Source organism: Nonomuraea sp. NPDC049141, from assembly GCF_040648415.1.
GTDB lineage: Bacteria > Actinomycetota > Actinomycetes > Streptosporangiales > Streptosporangiaceae > Nonomuraea.
Genome location: NZ_JBEZDR010000029.1, coordinates 74,644 through 94,504 on the forward strand (window position 1 = coordinate 74,644; position 19,861 = coordinate 94,504).

General features: G+C 67.3%; 21 protein-coding genes and 1 pseudogene. 21 read left to right on the forward strand and 1 reads right to left on the reverse strand.

Annotation, left to right across the window (positions count from 1 at the left end):
* Window positions 1-15: 15 nt before the first annotated feature.
* The 12 genes from AB0B91_RS54845 to AB0B91_RS54900 are packed head-to-tail and all read left to right on the forward strand — an operon-like array spanning window position 16 to window position 14,675.
* Window positions 16-1,341 carry an NADH-quinone oxidoreductase subunit D gene (locus AB0B91_RS54845; protein ID WP_358339544.1) on the forward strand — a complete coding sequence of 442 codons (1,326 nt, stop codon included), beginning with the start codon at window positions 16-18 and terminating at the stop codon, window positions 1,339-1,341.
* A complete protein-coding gene (gene nuoE / locus AB0B91_RS54850; protein WP_358339546.1) occupies window positions 1,338-1,994 on the forward strand; it encodes an NADH-quinone oxidoreductase subunit NuoE in 657 nt (218 codons plus the stop codon). Before AB0B91_RS54845 ends, nuoE begins: the two co-directional genes overlap by 4 nt.
* Window positions 1,991-3,280, forward strand: a complete 1,290-nt coding sequence (nuoF, locus tag AB0B91_RS54855) for an NADH-quinone oxidoreductase subunit NuoF (RefSeq protein WP_358339548.1) — start codon at window positions 1,991-1,993, stop codon at window positions 3,278-3,280. The genes nuoE and nuoF overlap by 4 nt, the downstream gene beginning before the upstream one ends.
* Window positions 3,277-5,664, forward strand: coding sequence for an NADH-quinone oxidoreductase subunit G (locus AB0B91_RS54860; RefSeq protein WP_358339550.1), 2,388 nt, complete (start codon window positions 3,277-3,279; stop codon window positions 5,662-5,664). The genes nuoF and AB0B91_RS54860 overlap by 4 nt, the downstream gene beginning before the upstream one ends.
* On the forward strand, window positions 5,661-7,016 hold the full coding sequence (gene nuoH, locus AB0B91_RS54865; protein ID WP_358339552.1) for an NADH-quinone oxidoreductase subunit NuoH: 1,356 nt from the start codon (window positions 5,661-5,663) through the stop codon (window positions 7,014-7,016). The genes AB0B91_RS54860 and nuoH overlap by 4 nt, the downstream gene beginning before the upstream one ends.
* A complete protein-coding gene (nuoI, locus tag AB0B91_RS54870) occupies window positions 7,003-7,518 on the forward strand; it encodes an NADH-quinone oxidoreductase subunit NuoI (protein ID WP_214640637.1) in 516 nt (171 codons plus the stop codon). Before nuoH ends, nuoI begins: the two co-directional genes overlap by 14 nt.
* Window positions 7,511-8,311, forward strand: a complete 801-nt coding sequence (locus tag AB0B91_RS54875; RefSeq protein WP_358339553.1) for an NADH-quinone oxidoreductase subunit J — start codon at window positions 7,511-7,513, stop codon at window positions 8,309-8,311. Before nuoI ends, AB0B91_RS54875 begins: the two co-directional genes overlap by 8 nt.
* On the forward strand, window positions 8,308-8,604 hold the full coding sequence (gene nuoK / locus AB0B91_RS54880) for an NADH-quinone oxidoreductase subunit NuoK (protein WP_214640635.1): 297 nt from the start codon (window positions 8,308-8,310) through the stop codon (window positions 8,602-8,604). Before AB0B91_RS54875 ends, nuoK begins: the two co-directional genes overlap by 4 nt.
* Window positions 8,605-8,656: 52 nt before the next feature.
* Window positions 8,657-10,534, forward strand: a complete 1,878-nt coding sequence (nuoL, locus tag AB0B91_RS54885) for an NADH-quinone oxidoreductase subunit L (RefSeq protein WP_358339770.1) — start codon at window positions 8,657-8,659, stop codon at window positions 10,532-10,534.
* Entirely contained in the window at window positions 10,534-12,093 is a 1,560-nt protein-coding gene (locus AB0B91_RS54890; RefSeq protein WP_358339555.1) for an NADH-quinone oxidoreductase subunit M, read from the forward strand. The genes nuoL and AB0B91_RS54890 overlap by 1 nt, the downstream gene beginning before the upstream one ends.
* Complete coding sequence (gene nuoN / locus AB0B91_RS54895; protein WP_358339557.1) at window positions 12,090-13,676, forward strand: NADH-quinone oxidoreductase subunit NuoN; 1,587 nt, start codon at window positions 12,090-12,092, stop codon at window positions 13,674-13,676. Before AB0B91_RS54890 ends, nuoN begins: the two co-directional genes overlap by 4 nt.
* Window positions 13,677-13,685: 9 nt before the next feature.
* Window positions 13,686-14,675: a polyprenyl synthetase family protein gene (locus AB0B91_RS54900; RefSeq protein ID WP_358339559.1), complete on the forward strand. Its 990-nt coding sequence runs from the start codon at window positions 13,686-13,688 to the stop codon at window positions 14,673-14,675.
* Here AB0B91_RS54900 and rarD read toward each other — a convergent pair.
* A complete protein-coding gene (gene rarD / locus AB0B91_RS54905; protein ID WP_358339560.1) occupies window positions 14,643-15,563 on the reverse strand; it encodes an EamA family transporter RarD in 921 nt (306 codons plus the stop codon). The genes AB0B91_RS54900 and rarD overlap by 33 nt on opposite strands.
* A gap of 116 nt (window positions 15,564-15,679) precedes the next feature.
* Between rarD and msrA the strand changes: the two genes are divergently transcribed.
* The 9 genes and pseudogenes from msrA to AB0B91_RS54950 form a co-directional block, all read left to right on the forward strand.
* Window positions 15,680-16,345 (forward strand): peptide-methionine (S)-S-oxide reductase MsrA, encoded by a 666-nt coding sequence (msrA, locus tag AB0B91_RS54910; protein WP_358339562.1) that lies wholly within the window; start codon window positions 15,680-15,682, stop codon window positions 16,343-16,345.
* Window positions 16,346-16,464: 119 nt separating this feature from the next.
* Entirely contained in the window at window positions 16,465-16,827 is a 363-nt protein-coding gene (locus AB0B91_RS54915) for a hypothetical protein (protein ID WP_358339564.1), read from the forward strand.
* 39 nt (window positions 16,828-16,866) lie between these two features.
* Window positions 16,867-17,250, forward strand: a complete 384-nt coding sequence (locus tag AB0B91_RS54920; protein WP_358339566.1) for a hypothetical protein — start codon at window positions 16,867-16,869, stop codon at window positions 17,248-17,250.
* 10 nt (window positions 17,251-17,260) lie between these two features.
* Window positions 17,261-17,728: an NUDIX domain-containing protein gene (locus tag AB0B91_RS54925; protein ID WP_358339568.1), complete on the forward strand. Its 468-nt coding sequence runs from the start codon at window positions 17,261-17,263 to the stop codon at window positions 17,726-17,728.
* A 213-nt stretch (window positions 17,729-17,941) separates the two neighbouring features.
* Window positions 17,942-18,253, forward strand: a complete 312-nt coding sequence (locus AB0B91_RS54930; protein WP_358339570.1) for a hypothetical protein — start codon at window positions 17,942-17,944, stop codon at window positions 18,251-18,253.
* Window positions 18,229-18,645 (forward strand): PIN domain-containing protein, encoded by a 417-nt coding sequence (locus AB0B91_RS54935; protein ID WP_358339571.1) that lies wholly within the window; start codon window positions 18,229-18,231, stop codon window positions 18,643-18,645. The genes AB0B91_RS54930 and AB0B91_RS54935 overlap by 25 nt, the downstream gene beginning before the upstream one ends.
* Window positions 18,646-18,840: 195 nt before the next feature.
* A complete protein-coding gene (locus AB0B91_RS54940) occupies window positions 18,841-19,149 on the forward strand; it encodes a type II toxin-antitoxin system prevent-host-death family antitoxin (RefSeq protein WP_358339573.1) in 309 nt (102 codons plus the stop codon).
* A gap of 3 nt (window positions 19,150-19,152) precedes the next feature.
* Window positions 19,153-19,671 carry a type II toxin-antitoxin system RelE/ParE family toxin gene (locus AB0B91_RS54945; protein ID WP_358339575.1) on the forward strand — a complete coding sequence of 173 codons (519 nt, stop codon included), beginning with the start codon at window positions 19,153-19,155 and terminating at the stop codon, window positions 19,669-19,671.
* 21 nt (window positions 19,672-19,692) lie between these two features.
* Window positions 19,693-19,800: pseudogene (locus tag AB0B91_RS54950) on the forward strand (peptide-methionine (S)-S-oxide reductase); the annotation flags it as partial.
* Window positions 19,801-19,861 lie beyond the last annotated feature (61 nt).

The window sequence follows — 19,861 nt, forward strand, 5'->3', positions numbered from 1 at the left end:
AAGTGAGGTTGACTCGTGACCACCGGATACGACGAGGCGACCGAGGGCAAGGTCTACTCGGTCACCGGCGCGGACTGGGACGAGGTCGTCAGCGGTGTCCGCGACTCCGAGGACGAGCGGCTGGTCATCAACATGGGCCCGCAGCACCCGTCCACGCACGGGGTGCTGCGGCTGGTGCTGACCCTCGACGGTGAGACGGTCACCGAGGCGCGCAGCGTCATCGGCTACCTGCACACCGGCATCGAGAAGAACCTGGAATACCGCACCTGGACCCAGGGCACCACGTTCGTCACCCGCATGGACTACCTCTCGCCGATCTTCAACGAGACCGCCTACTGCCTGGGCGTCGAGAAGCTGCTCGGCATCGAGGACCGGATCCCCGATCGGGCCCAGGCCATCCGCGTGATGATGATGGAGCTCAACCGGATCTCCTCGCACCTGGTGGCGATGGGCACGTTCGGCATGGAGCTGGGCGCGACCACGCCGTTCCTGTTCGGCTACCGCGACCGCGAGCTGATCATGGACCTGTTCGAGTACATCACCGGGCTGCGCATGAACCACGCCTACGTCCGCCCCGGTGGCGTGAGCGTGGACCTGCCCGCGGGCGCGGTCGACAAGATCGGCGAGTTCCTCAAGATCATGCCGCAGCGGATCAAGGACATCCGCAAGCTGCTCGACGAGAACCCGGTCTACCTGCGCCGCACCAAGGACGTGGGCTACCTCGACCTGACCGGCTGCATGGCCCTGGGCATCACCGGGCCGATCCTGCGGTCCGCGGGCCTGCCGTGGGACCTGCGCAAGTCGCAGCCCTACTGCGGGTACGAGACCTACGAGTTCGAGGTGGCGACCGAGCGCGGCTGCGACGTGTTCTCCCGCTACCTGGTCCGGATGCGGGAGATGGAGGAGTCGCTCAAGATCGTCGAGCAGGCCCTCGACCGCATCGCCGGGCCGCTCAAGGGCGACCCCGTGATGATCGAGGACAAGAAGATCGGCTGGCCCGCGCAGCTCGCGCTGGGCCCCGACGGGTTCGGCAACTCGCCCGACCACATCGCGCACATCATGGGCAGCTCCATGGAGGCCCTCATTCACCACTTCAAGCTGGTGACCGAGGGATTCCGGGTGCCGGCCGGGCAGGCGTACGCGTCGATCGAGTCGCCCAAGGGCGAGCTCGGCGCGCACGTGGTGAGCGACGGCGGCACCCGCCCCTACCGCGTCCACTTCCGCGAGCCGTCCTTCTGCAACCTGCAGGGCTTCCCCGCGATGGCGGAGGGCGGCCAGGTCGCCGACGTCATCGCCGCGGTGGCATCTATCGACCCCGTCATGGGAGGTGTGGACCGGTGACTTACTCACCGGAAGTCCGAGAGCGTCTCGAACGAGACGCCAAGGAAATCATCGGGCGCTACCCGAAGACGCGGTCGGCGCTGCTGCCGCTGCTCCATCTCGTGCAGTCCGAAGACGGTCACGTCTCCGACGACGGGCAGGAGTTCTGCGCGGAGCTGCTGGGCATCAGCAAGGCCGAGGTCGTCGGCGTCGCGACGTTCTACACCATGTACAAGCGCAAGCCGGCCGGCGACTACCACGTCGGCGTCTGCATCAACGCGCTCTGCGCCGTCATGGGCGGCGACCAGATCTGGGAAGAGCTGTCGGAGCACGTAGGCGTCGGCCACGAGGAGACGACCAGCGACGGCAAGGTCTCGCTCGAACGCCTCGAGTGCAACGCGGCCTGCGACTTCGCGCCGGTCATGATGGTCAACTGGGAGTTCTTCGACAACCAGACGCCCGAGTCGGCCAAGCAGCTCGTCGACGACCTGCGTGACGGCAAGGACGTACGCCCGACCAGGGGGCCGAAGAAGCTCTGTACCTTCAAGGAGGCCTCGCGAGTGCTCGCGGGCCTGCCCGACGACCTGGCGGGCGACGGCCCGTCGGCGGCGGGCCCCTCGCTGGAGGGCCTCAAGGTCGCCAAGGCCAACGGATGGAAGGCCCCAGAGGCATGAGCACGACTCTCACCCCGGTCCTGACCGCGAACTGGGACCAGGCCAACTCCTTCACCCTCGCCGGTTACGGCGAGTATGAGGCGGCCAAGAAGGCGCTGGGGATGGACCCCGACGCGGTCATCCAGGCCGTCAAGGACTCGGGACTGCGCGGCCGCGGCGGCGCGGGCTTCCCGACCGGCATGAAGTGGGGCTTCATCCCGCAGGGTGACGGCAAGCCGCACTATCTCGTCGTCAACGCCGACGAGTCGGAGCCGGGCACCTGCAAGGACATCCCGCTGATGATGGCCAACCCGCACTCGCTGGTCGAGGGCGTCATCATCACCGCGTACGCGATCCGGGCCAACCACGCCTTCATCTACGTGCGGGGCGAGGTGCTGCACGTGATCCGCCGGCTGCACGCGGCCGTGCGCGAGGCGTACGAGAAGGGCTACCTCGGCAGCGACATCCTCGGCTCCGGCTACGACCTCGAACTCGTCGTGCACAGCGGCGCGGGGGCGTACATCTGCGGCGAGGAGACGGCACTGCTCGACTCGCTCGAAGGCTTCAGAGGTCAACCGCGGCTCAAGCCCCCGTTCCCGGCCGTGGCGGGCCTTTATGCCTCGCCTACTGTTGTGAACAACGTGGAGTCTGTGGCCAGTGTTCCCTCAATCGTGACCAACGGGGCTGACTGGTTCGCCGGGATGGGCACCGAGAAGTCCAAGGGCTTCGGCATCTTCTCGCTGAGCGGCCACGTCACCCGGCCCGGCCAGTACGAGGCGCCACTCGGCATCACGCTGCGCGAGCTGCTCGACATGGCGGGCGGGATCCGCGAGGGGCACGAGATCAAGTTCTGGACCCCGGGCGGCTCGTCCACGCCGATCTTCACCAATGAGCACCTGGACGTGCCGCTGGACTTCGAGTCCGTCGGCGCCAAGGGCTCCATGCTCGGCACCCGGGCGCTGCAGATCTTCGACGAGACGACCTGCGTGGTCCGTACGGTGCTGCGCTGGACGGAGTTCTACGCCCACGAGTCGTGCGGCAAGTGCACGCCGTGCCGCGAGGGCACCTACTGGCTCAAGCAGGTGCTCAAGCGCCTGGAGAAGGGCCAGGGCACCGAGGAGGACCTGTCCACGATCACCGACATCGCGGACAACATCCTGGGCCGCTCGTTCTGCGCGCTCGGTGACGGCGCGACGAGCCCGATCCACTCCTCGGTGAAGTACTTCCGCGACGAGTACCTCAAGCACTTCGAGGTCGGCGGCTGCCCGTTCGACGCGAAGAAGTCCACTCTCTGGGGTGACCAGTGACAACAACCGCCGTAGAGACCAGTCTGGTAACCCTCACCATCGACGGGTTCCAGATCAGCGTCCCGAAGGGCACCCTGATCATCAGGGCGGCAGAGCTGCTGGGCATCCAGATCCCGCGCTTCTGCGACCACCCGCTGCTCGACCCGGCGGCCAACTGCCGCCAGTGCCTGGTCGACATCCCCGACGCCGGCAACGGCCGCGGCTTCCCGAAGCCGCAGCCGTCCTGCGCGATCGACGTCGCCGAGGGCATGGTGGTGCAGACCCAGCTCACCTCGCCGGTCGCCGAAAAGGCGCAGCGCGGGGCCATGGAGCTGCTGCTCATGAACCACCCGCTCGACTGCCCGGTCTGCGACAAGGGCGGCGAGTGCCCCCTGCAGAACCAGGCGATGTCCAACGGACAGGGCGAGTCCAGGTTCCAGGAGCAGAAGCGGACCTTCCCCAAGCCGCTGCCGCTGTCCACCCAGGTGCTGCTCGACCGCGAGCGCTGCGTCCAGTGCGCGCGCTGCATCCGCTTCTCCGACCAGATCGCCGGCGACCCGTTCATCGACTTCTTCGAGCGCGGGGCCAAGGAGCAGGTGGGCGTCGCCGACGGCAAGCCGTTCGACTCCTACTTCTCCGGCAACACGGTGCAGATCTGCCCGGTCGGCGCGCTGACCGGCGCCGCCTACCGGTTCCGGGCCAGGCCGTTCGACCTGATCTCCACGCCGAGCGCGTGCGAGCACTGCGCCTCCGGCTGCAGCCTGCGCACCGACCACCGGCGCGGCCGGGTCACCCGCCGCCTGGCGGGCAACGACCCGCAGGTCAACGAGGAGTGGAACTGCGACAAGGGCCGCTGGGCGTTCTCCTACGCCACGGAGCCCGACCGCCTCAAGATGCCGCTGGTCCGCAACGAGGAGGGCGTGCTCGAACCCACCTCCTGGCCGGAGGCGCTCAGCGTCGCGGCCAAGGGCCTGGCCGCCGCGCGCGGCAAGGCCGGTGTGCTGGTCGGCGGCCGGGTGACGGTCGAGGACGCCTACGCGTACGCCAAGTTCGCCCGGCTCGCCCTCGGCAGCAACGACATCGACTTCCGCGCCAGGCCGCACTCCGTGGAGGAGACGCAGTTCCTGGCGCACGCGGTGGCCGGCAAGGGCATCGAGGTCTCCTACAGCGACCTCGAGAGCGCCCCGGCCGTGCTGCTGGTCGGGTTCGAGCCCGAGGAGGAGTCGCCCATCGTCTTCCTGCGCCTGCGCAAGGCGTGGATGAAGAAGGGGCTCAAGGTCACGGCGATCGCTCCGTTCGCCACCAACGGCCTGGCCAAGATGGGCGGCACGCTCATCCGCACCGCGCCGGGCGCGGAGGCCGACGCGATCGGCGACCTGGTCGGCTCGCTTGCCGAGGGCACGATCGTGCTCGCCGGCGAGCGGCTCGCCACGGTCCCCGGCGCGCTGTCCGCGCTGGTACGGCTCATCGCCGCCTCGGACGCCAAGTTCGCCTGGATCCCGCGCAGGGCCGGCGAGCGGGGCGCGGTCGAGGCCGGTGCGCTGCCCAACCTGCTGCCCATCGGCCGCCCGGTCGGCGACGAGGTCGCGAGGGCGGAGGTCGCCAGGGCGTGGAACGTGGGCGCACTGCCCGACACGCCGGGGCGCGACACCACGGGCATGCTGCTCGCGGCCCTGGAGGGGGAGCTCGACGCGCTGGTCGTGGCCGGTGTCGACCCCTACGACCTGGCCGACCCGGGCGCCGCGCTGGCCGCGCTGGAGCACACCCCGTTCATCGTCAGCCTGGAGATCCGCGCCAGCGCGGTCACCGACCGGGCCGACGTGGTCCTGCCGGTCGCCGCCGTGCAGGAGAAGGACGGCACGTTCGTCAACTGGGAGGGCAGGGGCCGCTCGTTCGAGGCCCCGCTCCGGGTGCCCGGCCTGCGGAGCGACCTGGCCGTGATCGGCAGCCTGGCCGACCGGATGGACGTCCACCTGGGCCTGCCCGACGCCGCGGCCGCCCGGCGCGAGCTGAGCGCGATGGGCTCCTGGCGGGGCACTCGCGTCGCCGCGCCCAGCACCGCCACCCGCTCGCAGCCCGCGCCGCGGACCGGCGAGGCGGTGCTGGCGACCTGGCACCTGCTGCTCGACGAAGGCCGCCTGCAGGACGGCGAGCCGTACCTCGCGGGCACCGCCCGCGCCGCGGAGGCGCTGGTCTCGGAGAGCACGGCGGCGGAGATCGGTGTCGTCGACGGCGACAAGCTGGTCGTCGGCGGCCAAGGTCCCAACGCTGTCACGCTGCCGGTACGCGTCGCCGACCTGCCGGACCGGGTGGTCTGGGTGCCGGCGAACTCCGGCGGCTGCTCGGTCACGCGCGATCTCGGCGCGTCGACCGGCGACATCGTCACGATCGGGAGCGCCTCATGATCCCTGTTCTCGCGACTGATCCGACCCTTGCCGACTTCGGCAAGGATCCGCTCTGGATCACGATCATCAAGGCCGTGATGCTGTTCGCTTTCCTGATGCTCTGCATCCTGTTCGGCGTCTGGTTCGAACGGAAGCTGATCTCCAGGATGCAGAACCGCTTCGGCCCCAACCGGGCGGGCAAGTTCGGCCTGCTCCAGTCGGTGGCCGACGGCATCAAGATGGGCCTGAAGGAAGACCTCTTCCCGCGGACCGTCGACAAGGTGCTCTACCTGATGGCCCCGGTCATCATGGTGATCCCGGCCTTCCTGGCCTTCTCGATCACCCCGTTCGGGCCGATGGTCAACCTGTTCGGCGTGCGGACGCCGCTGCAGCTGGTCGACCTGCCGGTGGCCGTGCTGTTCATGCTGGCCATGGGCGCCATCTCGGTCTACGGCGTGGTGCTGGCCGGGTGGTCGTCGCGCTCGCCGTACGCGCTGCTGGGCGGGCTCCGGTCGGCGGCGCAGGTGGTCTCGTACGAGATCGCGATGGGTCTGTCGTTCGTCGGCGTGTTCCTGTTCGCGGGGACGCTGTCGACGTCGGAGATCGTCAAGTCGCAGGCGTCCGGCGGCCAGCTGTGGGGTATGTCGATGCCCTCCTGGTACGTCGTCCTGCTGCTGCCGTCGTTCCTGATCTACGTGTTCTGCGCTTTCGGTGAGGCCGCGCGTATCCCGTTCGACCTGCCCGAGGGTGAGGGCGAGCTGGTCGGTGGCTTCCAGACCGAGTACTCCTCGTCGCTGAAGTTCGCGCTGATCATGATGGGCGAATACCTGCACACCTTCGTCGCCTCGGCGATGGCCATCACGCTGTTCCTCGGCGGGTGGCGGGCGCCGTTCCCGATCACGTGGTTCTGGGCCGGGGCGAACGAGGGCTGGTGGCCGCTGCTCTGGTTCTTCGTCAAGTTCGTGCTGGTCTTCTGCTTCGTGGTGTGGGTGCGGGCCTCGCTGCCGCGCGTCCGCTACGACCAGCTCATGTCGCTGGGGTGGAAGGTTCTCATCCCGGTCAACCTGGCGTGGATCATGCTGGTCGCCACGATCCGGACCGTCATGTACGTCAAGAACGGCGAAGCCGGCTTCGAGGGCACCCTGGCACCCGTCATGGTGGTCGCGGTGATCGTTATCGTCGGCGCGCTCGGCATCTGGGCCCGGTTCGACACCGTGAACCAGCGCCGCAAGGAAGCGAGGAAGGCGGAGGTCGAGGCGGAGTTCGAGGAGCTGTCCGACGAGCCAACGGCCGGTGGCTTCCCTGTGCCGCCGCTCGACCTGCCGCACTACCACGGGGTGCAGCACAAGGAGATTCCCAGTGGGACTAACTGATTGGCTGAACCCCGTCAAAGGCTTCGGGGTCACCTTCCACACGATGTTCAAGAAGCCCGTCACGGTCAACTACCCGGAGGAGAAGAGGCCGACAGCGCCGCGCTTCCACGGGCGGCACCAGCTCAACCGCTGGCCCGACGGGCTGGAGAAGTGCGTCGGCTGCGAGCTGTGCGCGTGGGCGTGCCCGGCCGACGCCATCTACGTGGAAGGCGCCGACAACACCGACGCGGAGCGCTTCTCGCCGGGTGAGCGTTACGGCCGCACCTACCAGATCAACTATCTGCGGTGCATCCTCTGCGGCTTGTGCATCGAGGCGTGCCCGACCCGGGCCCTCACGATGACCAACGAGTACGAGCTGGCCGACACCAACCGCGAGAGCCTCATCTTCACCAAGGAGATGCTGCTCGCGCCTCTGACCCAGGGGATGGAGCAGCCTCCGCACCCCATGCGGCTCGGGGAGACCGAAGAGGACTACTACCGGCTGGGACGGACCAATGGGTGAGACCATTACGTTCTGGGTGCTCGCCGTCGTATCCGTCGGCGCTGCGCTCGGCATGGTGTTCAACCGCAAGGCCGTCTACTCGGCGCTGATGCTCGGCACCGTGATGCTCTGCCTGGCGGTCCTCTACGCCGTGCAGGACGCGCCCTTCCTGGCCGCGGTGCAGATCATCGTCTACACCGGCGCCGTCATGATGCTCTTCCTGTTCGTGCTCATGCTGGTCGGCGTCGACTCCTCCGACTCGCTGGTCGAGACGCTGAAGGGCCAGCGCGTCTGGGCCGCGCTCGCCGCCGTCGGGTTCGCCGCGCTGGTCATCCTGGCCATCGGCAACGCGGTCTTCGCCAACCAGACGGGGCTGGCCTCGGCCATCGGGCAGGCCGGCTACATCCGGGCGCTGGCGCTGCTGCTGTTCACGAAGTACGTCTTCGCCTTCGAGATCACCTCGGCGCTGCTGATCACCGCCGCGCTCGGCGCGATGGTGCTGGCACACCGCGAGCGGCTGACCGTACGGCCCACGCAGAAGGACCTGGCCCGCGCCCGGTTCCTCGGCGACCGCCCGTCGCCGCTGCCCGGACCCGGCACCTACGCCAGGAACAACGCCATCGACATGCCGGCGCTGCTGCCCGACGGCTCGGTCGCGGAGAGCTCGGTCAACCGCTACATCGCGCGGTACGACGTCGAGCAGGGTCATCTTCCCGAGGACCCGAAGCTCGCCGAGGCCATCAAGCACAGGGCCGCCGTCGAGTCGGCTGATTCGGCTGAGTCGATTGAGTCGGTTGAGGAGGAGTCCAAGTGACCACCCATTACCTCGTCCTGTCGGGCCTGCTGTTCGCCATCGGCGCGATGGGCGTGCTCATCCGGCGTAACGCGATCGTGGTGTTCATGTGCGTCGAGCTCATGCTCAACGCGTGCAACCTCGCTTTCGTCGCCTTCGCCCGGCAGAACGGCAACCTCGAAGGTCAGATCATCGCGTTCTTCGTGATGGTGGTGGCCGCGGCCGAGGTTGTGGTCGGCCTGGCCATCATCGTGACGATCTTCCGAACCCGCAGGTCCGCGTCGGTAGACGACGCCAACCTGCTGAAGTACTAAGAGGTGACTGGTGGAATCTCCTGTTGAGATCGTCCAGCACACCGCCGGCGGCATGATCGGGGCCTCTTGGCTGATGATCGCCTTCCCGTTGCTGGGTGCGGCGATCCTGCTGATCCTCGGACGCATGACGAACCGGTGGGGCCATCTGCTGGGCGTGGCCATGTCCCTCGCCTCGTTCGTCGTGGCGGTGCTGACCTTCCTGGAGCTCATCGGTCTGCCGGCTGATCAGCGCCGCCAGGCCGTACATCTGTATGAGTTCATTCCCGGCATGGTCGACATGGGGTTGCTGATCGACCCGCTGTCGATCAGCTTCGCGCTGCTGATCACGGGTGTCGGATCGCTGATCCACATCTACTCGATCGGCTACATGGCGCACGACCCGGAGCGGCGCCGGTTCTTCTCCTATCTGAACCTCTTCGTCGCCGCGATGCTCCTGCTGGTGCTGGCCCACAACTACGTGGGGCTGTTCATCGGCTGGGAGGGCGTGGGTCTGGCGTCGTACCTGCTCATCGGGTTCTGGCAGTTCAAGCCCTCGGCGGCGGTCGCGGCCAAGAAGGCGTTCATCGTCAACCGGGTCGGTGACTTCGGGCTGCTGGTCGGGATGTTCGTCATCCTGGTCACCTTCCACACGCTGACCTTCAGCGAGCTGGGCGCGCAGATCGCCAAGAGCCCGCCGTCCGGCGGCGCGGTCACCGCGATCGGCCTGCTGCTGCTCCTCGGGGCCTGCGGTAAGTCGGCGCAGCTCCCGCTGCAGTCGTGGTTGCTCGACGCGATGGAGGGCCCGACCCCGGTCTCCGCCCTCATCCACGCGGCGACCATGGTCACCGCCGGTGTCTACCTGGTGGTCCGCTCCGGGGCGTTCTTCTTCCCGGAGGGGTCCCCGCAGGCGCTGGCCGTCTCGATCGTCGGCGCGGCCACGCTGCTGGCCGGTGCCATCATCGGTTGCGCGAAGGACGACATCAAGAAGGGCCTGGCGGGCTCTACGATGTCGCAGATCGGGTACATGATGCTCGGCGCGGGCCTCGGTCCGGTGGGTTACGCCTTCGCGATCGGCCACTTGATCACGCACGGCTTCTTCAAGGCCGACCTGTTCCTCGGGGCCGGGTCGGTCATGCATGCCATGAACGATGAAGTGGACATGCGGAAGTACGGCGGGCTGCGCAAGTACATGCGGACGACCTTCGCGACGTTCTTCATCGGCTATCTGGCGATCATCGGGTTCCCCCTGCTGTCCGGATATTTCACGAAGGACGGCATTATCGAGACCGCGGTTCATCACGCGCCGGTGCTCGGCTGGCTGGCCGTGCTGGGGGCGGGCATCACCGGCTTCTACATGTCGCGGATGGTCTTCATGACCTTCTTCGGCGAGAAGCGGTGGGAGAAGGACGCGCACCCGCACGAGTCGCCCGCGGTCATGACGTGGCCGCTGATCATCCTGTCGATCGGCGCGGTCTTCCTGGGTGGCTACCTGATCATCAGCAACCGGCTGATGGACTTCCTGGCGCCGGCGGTCGGTGCGCCCCCGCTGTCGGAGAGGCCGGAGTTCGACCCGTTCAGCACGGCCGGTCTCGCCACGCTGGCGCTGGTCGCCATCGGGGCTGGCTTCGCCTGGGCCAGGTACGGCAGGGCCGAGGTGCCCGCCGTGGCGCCGCGCGGTTCGTTCCTCACCACGTTCGCCCGCCGCGACCTGTACGGCGACGCGCTCAACGAGTCCCTGTTCATGCGTCCCGGCCAGTGGCTGACCCGCTTCGCGGTGTACTTCGACAACCGCGGCATCGACGGGCTGGTCAACGGCCTGGCGGCGGGCATCGGCGGGACCTCGGGGCGTCTCAGGCGGATCCAGACGGGCTTCGCCAGAACCTACGCGCTGTCCATCCTGTTCGGTGCTGCCCTCCTGGCAGGCGCCCTGCTCCTCGTTGGGAACATCTGATGTCACCCTGGCTCCCGATACTCATGGCGGTGCCCGTCCTGGGCGCCATCGTGGTGGCCCTGCTTCCCAAGGGCAGTGACAAGCTGGCCAAGCAGGTCACGCTGCTGGTGTCCCTGGTCGTGCTGGCGCTGACGCTCGTGGTGGCGGTCCAGTTCAAGACCGGCGGCCCCAGGTTCCAGTTCCAGGCGGTCTACGACTGGATCCCGAGCTTCGGCGTGAAGTTCGGGGTCGGCGTCGACGGCATCGCGCTCGTCCTGATCGCGCTGTCGGCGGTGCTGGTGCCGATCGTGGTGCTCGCCTCCTGGCACGACGCCGACGGCACACAGAGCGCCGACGGCACGCTGATCACCCCGAAGCGGTCGGTCAAGACGTACTTCTCGCTGCTGCTGGTGCTGGAAGCGATGATGATCGGCGTCTTCGCGGCGACCGACATCTTCCTGTTCTACGTGTTCTTCGAAGCCATGCTGATCCCGATGTACTTCATGATCGGGTCGTACGGCGGTGCGCAGCGGTCGTACGCGGCCGTCAAGTTCCTGCTGTACTCGCTGTTCGGCGGCCTGCTCATGCTGGTCGCGGTCATCGCGCTGTACGTGGTCGCGGGCAAGAACACGTTCATGTTCCCCGAGCTCGTCGGCGCCATCCAGGACCCCGCGACGCAGAAGTGGCTGTTCGCCGGGTTCTTCATCGCCTTCGCGATCAAGGCGCCGCTCTGGCCGGTGCACACCTGGCTGCCCGACGCGGCCGCGCAGGCTCCGGCGGGTGCCGCCGTCCTGCTCGTGGGCGTGCTCGACAAGGTGGGTACGTTCGGCATGCTCCGGTTCTGCCTGGAGCTGTTCCCCGACGCGGCCAAGGCGTTCACGATGCCGATCGTGGTGCTCGCGGTCATCAGCATCATCTACGGCGCGATCGTGGCCATCGGGCAGACCGACATGAAGCGGCTCATCGCCTACACGTCGATCTCGCACTTCGGCTTCATCGTGATGGGCGTGTTCGCCATGTCGCAGGTGTCGCAGTCCGGCGCCGCGCTCTACATGGTCAACCACGGCTTCGCCACCGGCGCGCTGTTCCTGGCCGCCGGGTTCCTCATCGCCCGGCGCGGCTCGCCGCACATCGCCGACTACGGAGGCGTGCAGAAGGTCACCCCGCTGCTGGCCGGCTTCTTCCTGATCGCCGGTCTGGCCGGGCTGTCGCTGCCGGGGCTGTCGTCGTTCGTCAGCGAGTTCATGGTGATGATCGGCACCTACTCCAGCACCGCCTTCGGCTCCGGCGCGCTCGCGGTCGCGGCGATCGTCTCCGCGCTCGCCGTGATCCTGGCCGCCGTCTACATCCTGTGGATGGTGCAGCGGGCGATGAACGGGCCGACCGCCGAGTCGGTCAAGGCGTTCAAGGACCTGAACGTGCGCGAGATCGTCGTGCTCGCGCCGCTCGTCGCGCTGATCATCGGCTTCGGCTTCTTCCCCAAGCCGCTGCTCGACGTGATCAACCCCACGGTCACCCAGACGCTGGTCAACGTGAAAGTGGACAACCCGGCTATCGCTGAGAAGGGGGCCGGCCAGTGAACGACGCTGTCGTGGCGCCGACCATCGAATACGGCACGCTGGCGCCGATGCTGCTGGTCTTCGGCGCGGCCGTCGTCGGCGTGCTCGTAGAGGCGTTCGCGCCGCGGTACCTGCGTAAGTCGATCCAGGTGCCCGTCACCCTGCTGTCGCTGGCCGGTGCGTTCGCGCTGGTCATCCTGCAGGTGGTCAAGGGCGCCGTGCCGACGGCCCCGGTCGCCATGGGCGCGGTCGCGGTCGACGGGCCCTCGCTGTTCATCTGGGGCATCATCCTCGTCCTGTCGTTCGTCTGCGTGCTGATGATCAACGACGAGGGTCACTTCGTCGCCTCGGCGGCGGCCGTGCCCGGCAGCGCCGACGAGGAGGAGGCCGAGGCCGCCGGTGGCTCGCACACCGAGGTCTACCCGCTGGTGCTCTTCGCGGTCGGCGGCATGCTGCTCTTCCCCGCCTCTCATGACCTGCTGACCATGTTCGTCGGCCTTGAGGTCATGTCGCTGCCGCTGTACCTGCTGTGCGGCCTGGCCCGCCGTCGCCGCCTGCTGTCGCAGGAGGCGTCGATGAAGTACTTCCTGCTGGGCGCGTTCTCCTCGGCGTTCTTCCTGTACGGCACGGCCATGGTCTACGGCTACGCCGGGACGGTGTCGTTCACCGGCATCAGCAAGGCCCTGGCCACCGGCTCGCTGCTCGACCCGATCCTGCTGCTCGGGCTCTCGCTGCTCGGTGTCGGTCTGCTGTTCAAGATCGGCGCGGCGCCGTTCCAGGCCTGGAAGCCGGACGTCTACCAGGGTGCTCCGACGCCCATCACCGCGCTCATGGCCTCCGGCACGCTGGTCGCGGCCGTGGGCGCCGTGCTGCGGGTGTTCTGGGTGGCGCTGGGCAACATGGACTGGGACTGGCGGCCGGTCATGTGGGCCGTCGCGGCCCTGACGATGGTGGTCGGCGCGATCCTGGCGATCACGCAGACCGACATCAAGCGCATGCTGGCCTACTCCTCGATCGCGCACGCGGGCTTCCTGCTGATCGGCGTCATGGCCACGTTCGACAAGAGCCTGCAGAACGCCAAGTCGCTCTCGGCGATCCTGTTCTACCTGCTCGTCTACAGCATCACCACGGTCGGCGCGTTCGCGGTGGTCACGATGGTGCGCGATCCCGGAGGCGAGGCGGGCCACCTGTCCCGCTGGGCCGGGCTGGGCAAGCGCGCGCCGATCCTGGCCGGCATCTTCGCGTTCTTCCTGCTGGCCTTCGCCGGCATCCCGCTGACCAGCGGCTTCTTCGGCAAGTACGCCGTGTTCGCCGCCGCGCTGGCCAGCGGGTCCGAGGCCGGTGACTCGCTCGGGGGCTGGATGACCGGGCTGGTCGTGCTGGGCGTCATCGCCTCCGCGATCGCCGCGTTCTTCTACGTGCGCGTCATCGTCCTGATGTTCTTCAGCGAACCGGCGGCCGACGGCCCCTCGATCGCGGTGCCCAGTATGGGGACCGTGGCCGTCATCGCGATCTCGCTGCTGGTTACGGTAGGAGTGGGGCTCTTCCCGCAGCCCATGCTCGACCTCGCCAACCAGGCTGCATCCGGCCTGTTCATCAGATAGGGGATCTGTATGTCCGCGCCTCCCGTGGTTGACCTTCCCATTGAGGACGAACGGTTGGCGCAGGACGTGGCCAACGGACTGGCCGCGGTCGAGAAGCTACTGCGCTCGTCGGTGGAGAGTGAGGATGCCTTCGTCACGGAGGCGTCCAAGCACCTCATCGAGGCGGGCGGCAAGCGCTTCCGCACGCTGATGCTGCTGCTCGCGGCCCAGTTCGGGGATCCGTCGGCGCCGGGCGTCGTGCCCGGCGCCGTGGTCATCGAGCTGACCCATCTCGGGTCGCTCTACCACGACGACGTCATGGACGAGGCTCCGGTACGCCGGGGCTCCCCGTCGGCCAACGCCCGGTGGGACAACACCGTGGCCATCCTCACCGGCGACTACCTGTTCGCCCAGGCGTCGGACCTCCTGGCGGACCTCGGGCCGGAGCTCATCCGCATCCAGGCCCAGACCTTCTCCCGCCTCGTACAGGGTCAGATCCGTGAGACCGTCGGGCCGCGTGGTGACGAGGACCCGGTGGCGCACTACATCAGCGTGCTGGCGGACAAGACCGGGTCGCTGATCGCGGCCTCCGGCCGGTTCGGGGCGCTGCTGTCGGGGGCGCCCACCGACGTCGAGGAGCGGCTCAGCCGGGCCTGTGAGGCGATCGGGGTGGCTTGGCAGCTCGGGGACGATCTGCTCGACGTGGCCTCCACCTCGACGGAGTCGGGCAAGACGCCGGGGACCGATCTGCGGGAGGGCATCCGTACGCTGCCGGTGCTCTACGCGCTGGCCTCGGCGCCTTCGTCGCGGCTGGCCGAACTGCTGTCCGGGCCGGTGGCGGAGTCGGACCTGGAAGAGGCCCTGACACTGCTGCGGGCGCACCCGGCGATGAGGCAGGCACGGGCGGAGCTGGATGCCTGGGTGGACCGGGCTCGTACCGACATTTCCGGCCTTCCAGACATCCCCGCCAAGAACGCATTTTTGGCGCTATGTGACTACGTTGCTCAGCGTTCTGGGTGATTTCCTGATCCGGGCGGCGTGAGCCGTACGGATGCTGTCGTAGGTGAAGATGGCCAAGGCCAGCCACACGATCGAGAACCCGATCCAGCGGCTGGCCGGCATGGTCTCCTTCGCGACCAGCACCCCGCACAGGAACTGCAGGACCGGCGCGATGTACTGAAGCAGACCGATCGTGCTGAGCGGCACCCTGATCGCGGCGGCGGTGAAGCACAGCAGCGGCACCGCCGTGATCACCCCTGCCCCCGCCATGAGCAGCGCATGGCCGAGGCCCTCGCTCCCGAACGTGGACTGCCCGGTCTGCCCGAGAAAGAGGATGTAGGCCAGCGCGGGGGCGAGCAGCACCAGGGTCTCGACGGTGAGGCTCTCGGCCGCGCCCACGTTCGCCTGCTTCTTCACCAGCCCGTACACCCCGAAGCTGACGGCCAGCGCCATCGCGATCCACGGCGGCCGGCCGTAGTCGATGGTCAGCACCAGCACGGCCAGCGTCCCGAACCCCACCGCCACCCACTGCAGCGGCCGCAGCCGCTCCTTGAGCAGCACGACCCCGAACAGCACGCTGATCAGCGGGTTGATGAAGTACCCCAGGGAACTCTCGACCACGTGATCGGTGTTGACGGCGTAGATGTACACGCCCCAGTTGACGGTGACGATGACGGCCGCCAGCGTCAGCAGCCCGAGCTTCCTGGGCTCCTTGAGCAGCCCTCTCACCCAGGACCAGTGACGCCGCACGGCCAGCACCGCGAGGACGGCGACCAGCGACCAGGCCATACGGTGCGCGAGGATCTCGACGGCTCCTGACGGCTTGAGCAGCGGCCAGTACAGGGGGAACAATCCCCACATCGTGTAGGCGGCAGCCCCGAACAGCACACCGCGCCTCAGGTCAGGCATGTAGCCCATTTTCGGGCATTACCACCTTTAAACACAAATGCGTATTGCTGTACGGAAATATGTAGGACTCCTAAATGGTTGAGGGTCTTGTAGCGTAGCTCTCAGGAGGTGGCACGATGGGTTGGCTGTTCGGCGGCAACAAGACATCGATGGTTGGTCCCTCGGACGCTCTGACCGGGCGTTCCGCGGAGATGCCGGTCCCGGCGCGGCACGCGGTCCTGGACGCGCCCCTGGCCCCGCCGTACCCTCCGGGCACGGAGATCGCCGACTTCGGCATGGGCTGCTTCTGGGGCGCCGAGCGCATATTCTGGCAGACCCCCGGGGTTGTCACGACCGCGGTCGGCTACCAGGGCGGCTACACGCCCAACCCGACGTACGAAGAGGTCTGCAGCGGCCTCACCGGACACACCGAGGCGGTCCGGGTGGTGTACGACCCGTCGAAGGTGTCGTACGAGGAGCTGCTGCGCGTCTTCTGGGAGGCCCACGACCCGACGCAGGGCATGCGCCAGGGCAACGACGCCGGCACCCAGTACCGCTCGGCGATCTACTGGCACTCCCCGGAGCAGCAGAAGGCGGCGGAGGCGTCGCGGGACGCGTACCAGGAGGTCCTGAAGGGGGCGGGGTACGGCGAGATCACCACGGAGCTGGCTGCGGCGGGGCCGTTCTTCTTCGCGGAGGAGTATCACCAGCAATATCTGTACAAAGTGCCCAATGGGTACTGCGGAATCGGCGGGACGGGCGTGGCCTGCCCCGTTGGTCTGACAACCAGCGACGGCGAGTGATAATTCGCGGTACGCGGCGAGGGAGTGAGACGGAGGCGCTGGCCGGGAGTCTCACTCCCGAGGAACGTCAGCTGATCCGTGTCCTCGATCTTCAGCGCCTCGCCCTGGAGAAGGAGGGCATGGCGCCCGAACGTGCGGCGCAGTTCGAGGAACCGACCTATGGCGTTCTTTCCTCACTCAAGTGGTGGGAGGACTTGGTCCACGACATGGAGGAGTGGCCTGGCCAGGACTTTTACCCGGTCTACGAGTACCTCAATGAGCTGACCATTCGGGATGGTCTGGAGGAGTACTGCGAGGCTCTGCAAGGGATGGCTCGCACCAAGCTCACCAGCACTCTGAACCGCCTCGACGACCGCTATCGCGCCGTGACGCACGAAGACGGCGGCGCTGAGCTTGCGCAGTACTGGCGGCCCCTCGCAGAGGGGAACGAGACACGATGGTGGTGGACTCGAAGGCCGAACGATCTTCCCCCGGGCTGGTAGTCGCTCGTAGCTGCCCAGACGCAGCCCAAGATCGCACGATTGCTGACCGAGACAGCGCAACGCGGTGTCTCGGTCAGACTGTGCTTCGGCGACCCGAACGCTCAGGCCGTCCTGACGCGAGACCGTGAGGAGGGACTTGGTGGCACTCTGGCGGCCAAGATCCGATCGTCCCTGACGTACTACCGGGCACTGCCCGATCTCGACGGTTGCGAGATGCGGCTACATTCCACCACGCTCTACGTCTCACTGTTTCGCTACGACGATGACGTCCTGGTCAACCCGCACGCGTACGGTGAACCGGCGTCGGCCAACCCGACCTTCCACTTCCGCCGTCTGGACGGCGGGACGATTGCGGACCACTACATGTCATCGTTCGAGCGCGTCTGGGCCGGTGCAGTGCCGTGGTCCGGTGCGGAGATCTGAAAGGCAGCTCATGGGACGAGTCGAGTACTGGAACGACCCGGACGCACCGAAGGCGAACAGCCTGGTACCCGCCTGCGGGACGGTCACGGTGGACGACGCGGGGCGCATCCTGATGCAGCGCCGACGCGACACCGGTCAGTGGGCTCTGCCCATGGGCAAGATGGAGATCGGGGAGACACCGTCCCAGTGCGCCGTGCGGGAGACCGAGGAGGAGACCGGCGTCCGCGTCGAGCCGGTGGGCATCCTGGGCATCTACTCCGACCCCGGTCACATCGTGGCCTACACCGACGGCGAGATCCGGCAGGAGTACGAGGTGATGCTGATCGCCCGTCCGGTCGGCGGTCGGCCAGGGGCCAACGACGAGGCCAGCGACGTCCGCTGGGTAGACCCGGGCGACCTTCAATCGCTGGACATCCATCCCACTCAATGGCGGCAGATCAACGACTACCTAGAACGCGCCTACCCCCACGTTGACTGACATTGCCCATGTAACCCTCCTCACATGAATTGTTGCATAGAGTTAAGCCTTGCAATCAGCAGTACCTTACAAAGTGCCCAACTGCGGAATCGGCGGCCCGGGGTCTCCTGTCCGGTTGGACTGACGTCCAGCGACGCGTCGGCATACGTAGCGGCCGGTCCTCAGGTAAGGCGAGGACCGGCATTTTGCTACTTGAAGTAGTAAACTGAGCCTATGAGCATGCCAGAGCGAGACTTCGCCCCGGGAGACGGCCCGGCCGCCAAGGTCAGTGTGTCTCTGAGAGCGGGCAACATTCGCGCTGTCCGCGAGCGGGTCGGGGCCCGCGGGTTTTCCGCCTATGTTGATGCCGCTGTGGAGCGCCAGATCGAGCGGGATCTCTTGGAGGAGGCGCTGCAGGCGAACGAGGCCGCTTGTGGGCCGATCCCACAGTCTTTGCGTGATGAGGCGGCGGAGTTGTTCCACCGCGTCAAGTCGGCGCCCGAACTCCAAGAGGAGGATGGATGGCGCGCGCACGAAGCCGGTTGAGCGCGGGCACCGTCGTTCTCGATTGCGAGGGGCTCGTGCAGTGGTGCGAGGCCGACCAGCGGGTGACAGCGTTTGTGCGGGAGGCGCAGGACAACGACTTTCGGGTTGTGGTCAGCGCCATGACGCCGATCGAGGCACAAGACATCACCGTCAAAAGCGATCGTCTCAGGTGGTACCTGTCCCGGCTGAAGATCGAGCCGGTGACCGAGGACATCTCGTCGCGAGCGATCGAGCTTCTTCGAGATGCCCGCCTGCACGGTCACAAGTACGCCATCGACGCTGTGGTCGCGGCCACCGCACTGCGCTCGGTGCGCCCTGCAATCGTCCTGACGTCTGACGAGGACGACATGACCAAACTGTGCGGGAAAGCAGTGCAGGTGGTCGGTGTCTGAGACTGCTTGCGGTCGAGCGGGAATCTCCGGAACTGTTGCGGGAGGCGAACCTCCACCACCAGCAGTGTGCCTAATGGGTACTGCGGGATCGGCGGGACGGGCGTGAGCTGCCCGGTCGGTCTGACATCCGGAGAGGCGTGAGCCTGTGCTCGCTCAGGGATCGCGGTTCTGTGCAGAAAGATATACAGTTGATGCATGACTGTTCTGCACGACGCTACTGAGCTGAGTGTCACAGAGGCGGCCCAGCGAGGCGTTGCCCGCCTGGTGGCTGATGCGGAGCAGGGGACCGATCTGGTGGTCACCCGTCGGCATCAGCCAGTGGCGGCCGTGGTGAGCATTCGCCGACTCAAAGAGTTGGAGGAGGCCGCGGCTGATCTGCGCGATCTTGCGCTTGTGCTCGCTCGGTCGGTCGGTGACACGGGGGAGCGGGTTTCGCTCGATGACGTGCTTGCCGCCTTCGGGCAAACTCGCGAGTCGCTGGCCGCCATCCCGGACGATGAGTGAGTCGTGTCCGACGTCGTCTTCACGGCGCCGGCGGTCGACGACCTCCGACGCATTGGCCCAGATGCGGTGCCCAAGGTGCTCAAGAAGATCCTTCTCCTGCTGGATAATCCTGAGGCCGGTTACCCGCTCGGTGGGGAGCTGACCGGTTTTCGGAAGCTGGTGGTCGGCCGTAACACCTGGCGTGTCGTCTACCGGATCACTGAGGACAAGTCGGTGGAGATCTGCGAGGTGTGGGCTGTCGGTGAGCGTGCCGACGCGGAAGTGTACGCGGAGGCGACAGCGAGGGTTCGCGAGGCGGGTGCTGCCCGTCCTGAGCTTGTCCAGCTCGGCCAGGTGATCGAGCGTCTCGGCACGCTGGCCGATCATCTTCGGATTGAGGAAGCACCCCCTAGAGAACCGGTTCCGGATTGGCTGGCGGACCGGTTGATCTACACGGTCGGGATGGCCCGCGAGGACGTTGCCGCTCTTGATCTTCAAGAGGCCGTCGACCTGTGGGCGGAGTACCGGTCTAGGTCTCATTAGGTCGCACATCTATTGCCGGAAGCGAAGCGCTACCACCAGCAGTATTTGTTCAAAGTGCCGAACGGTTACTGCGGCATCGGTGGCACCGGTGTTTCCTGCCCTGTCGGTATCGCGTCGGCCGGTGAGTGAATCAGATTCCTGGTGAAGATCTCGCTGGCGTGCACGGAGTTCGAGAGTGCCCGTCCCTCCT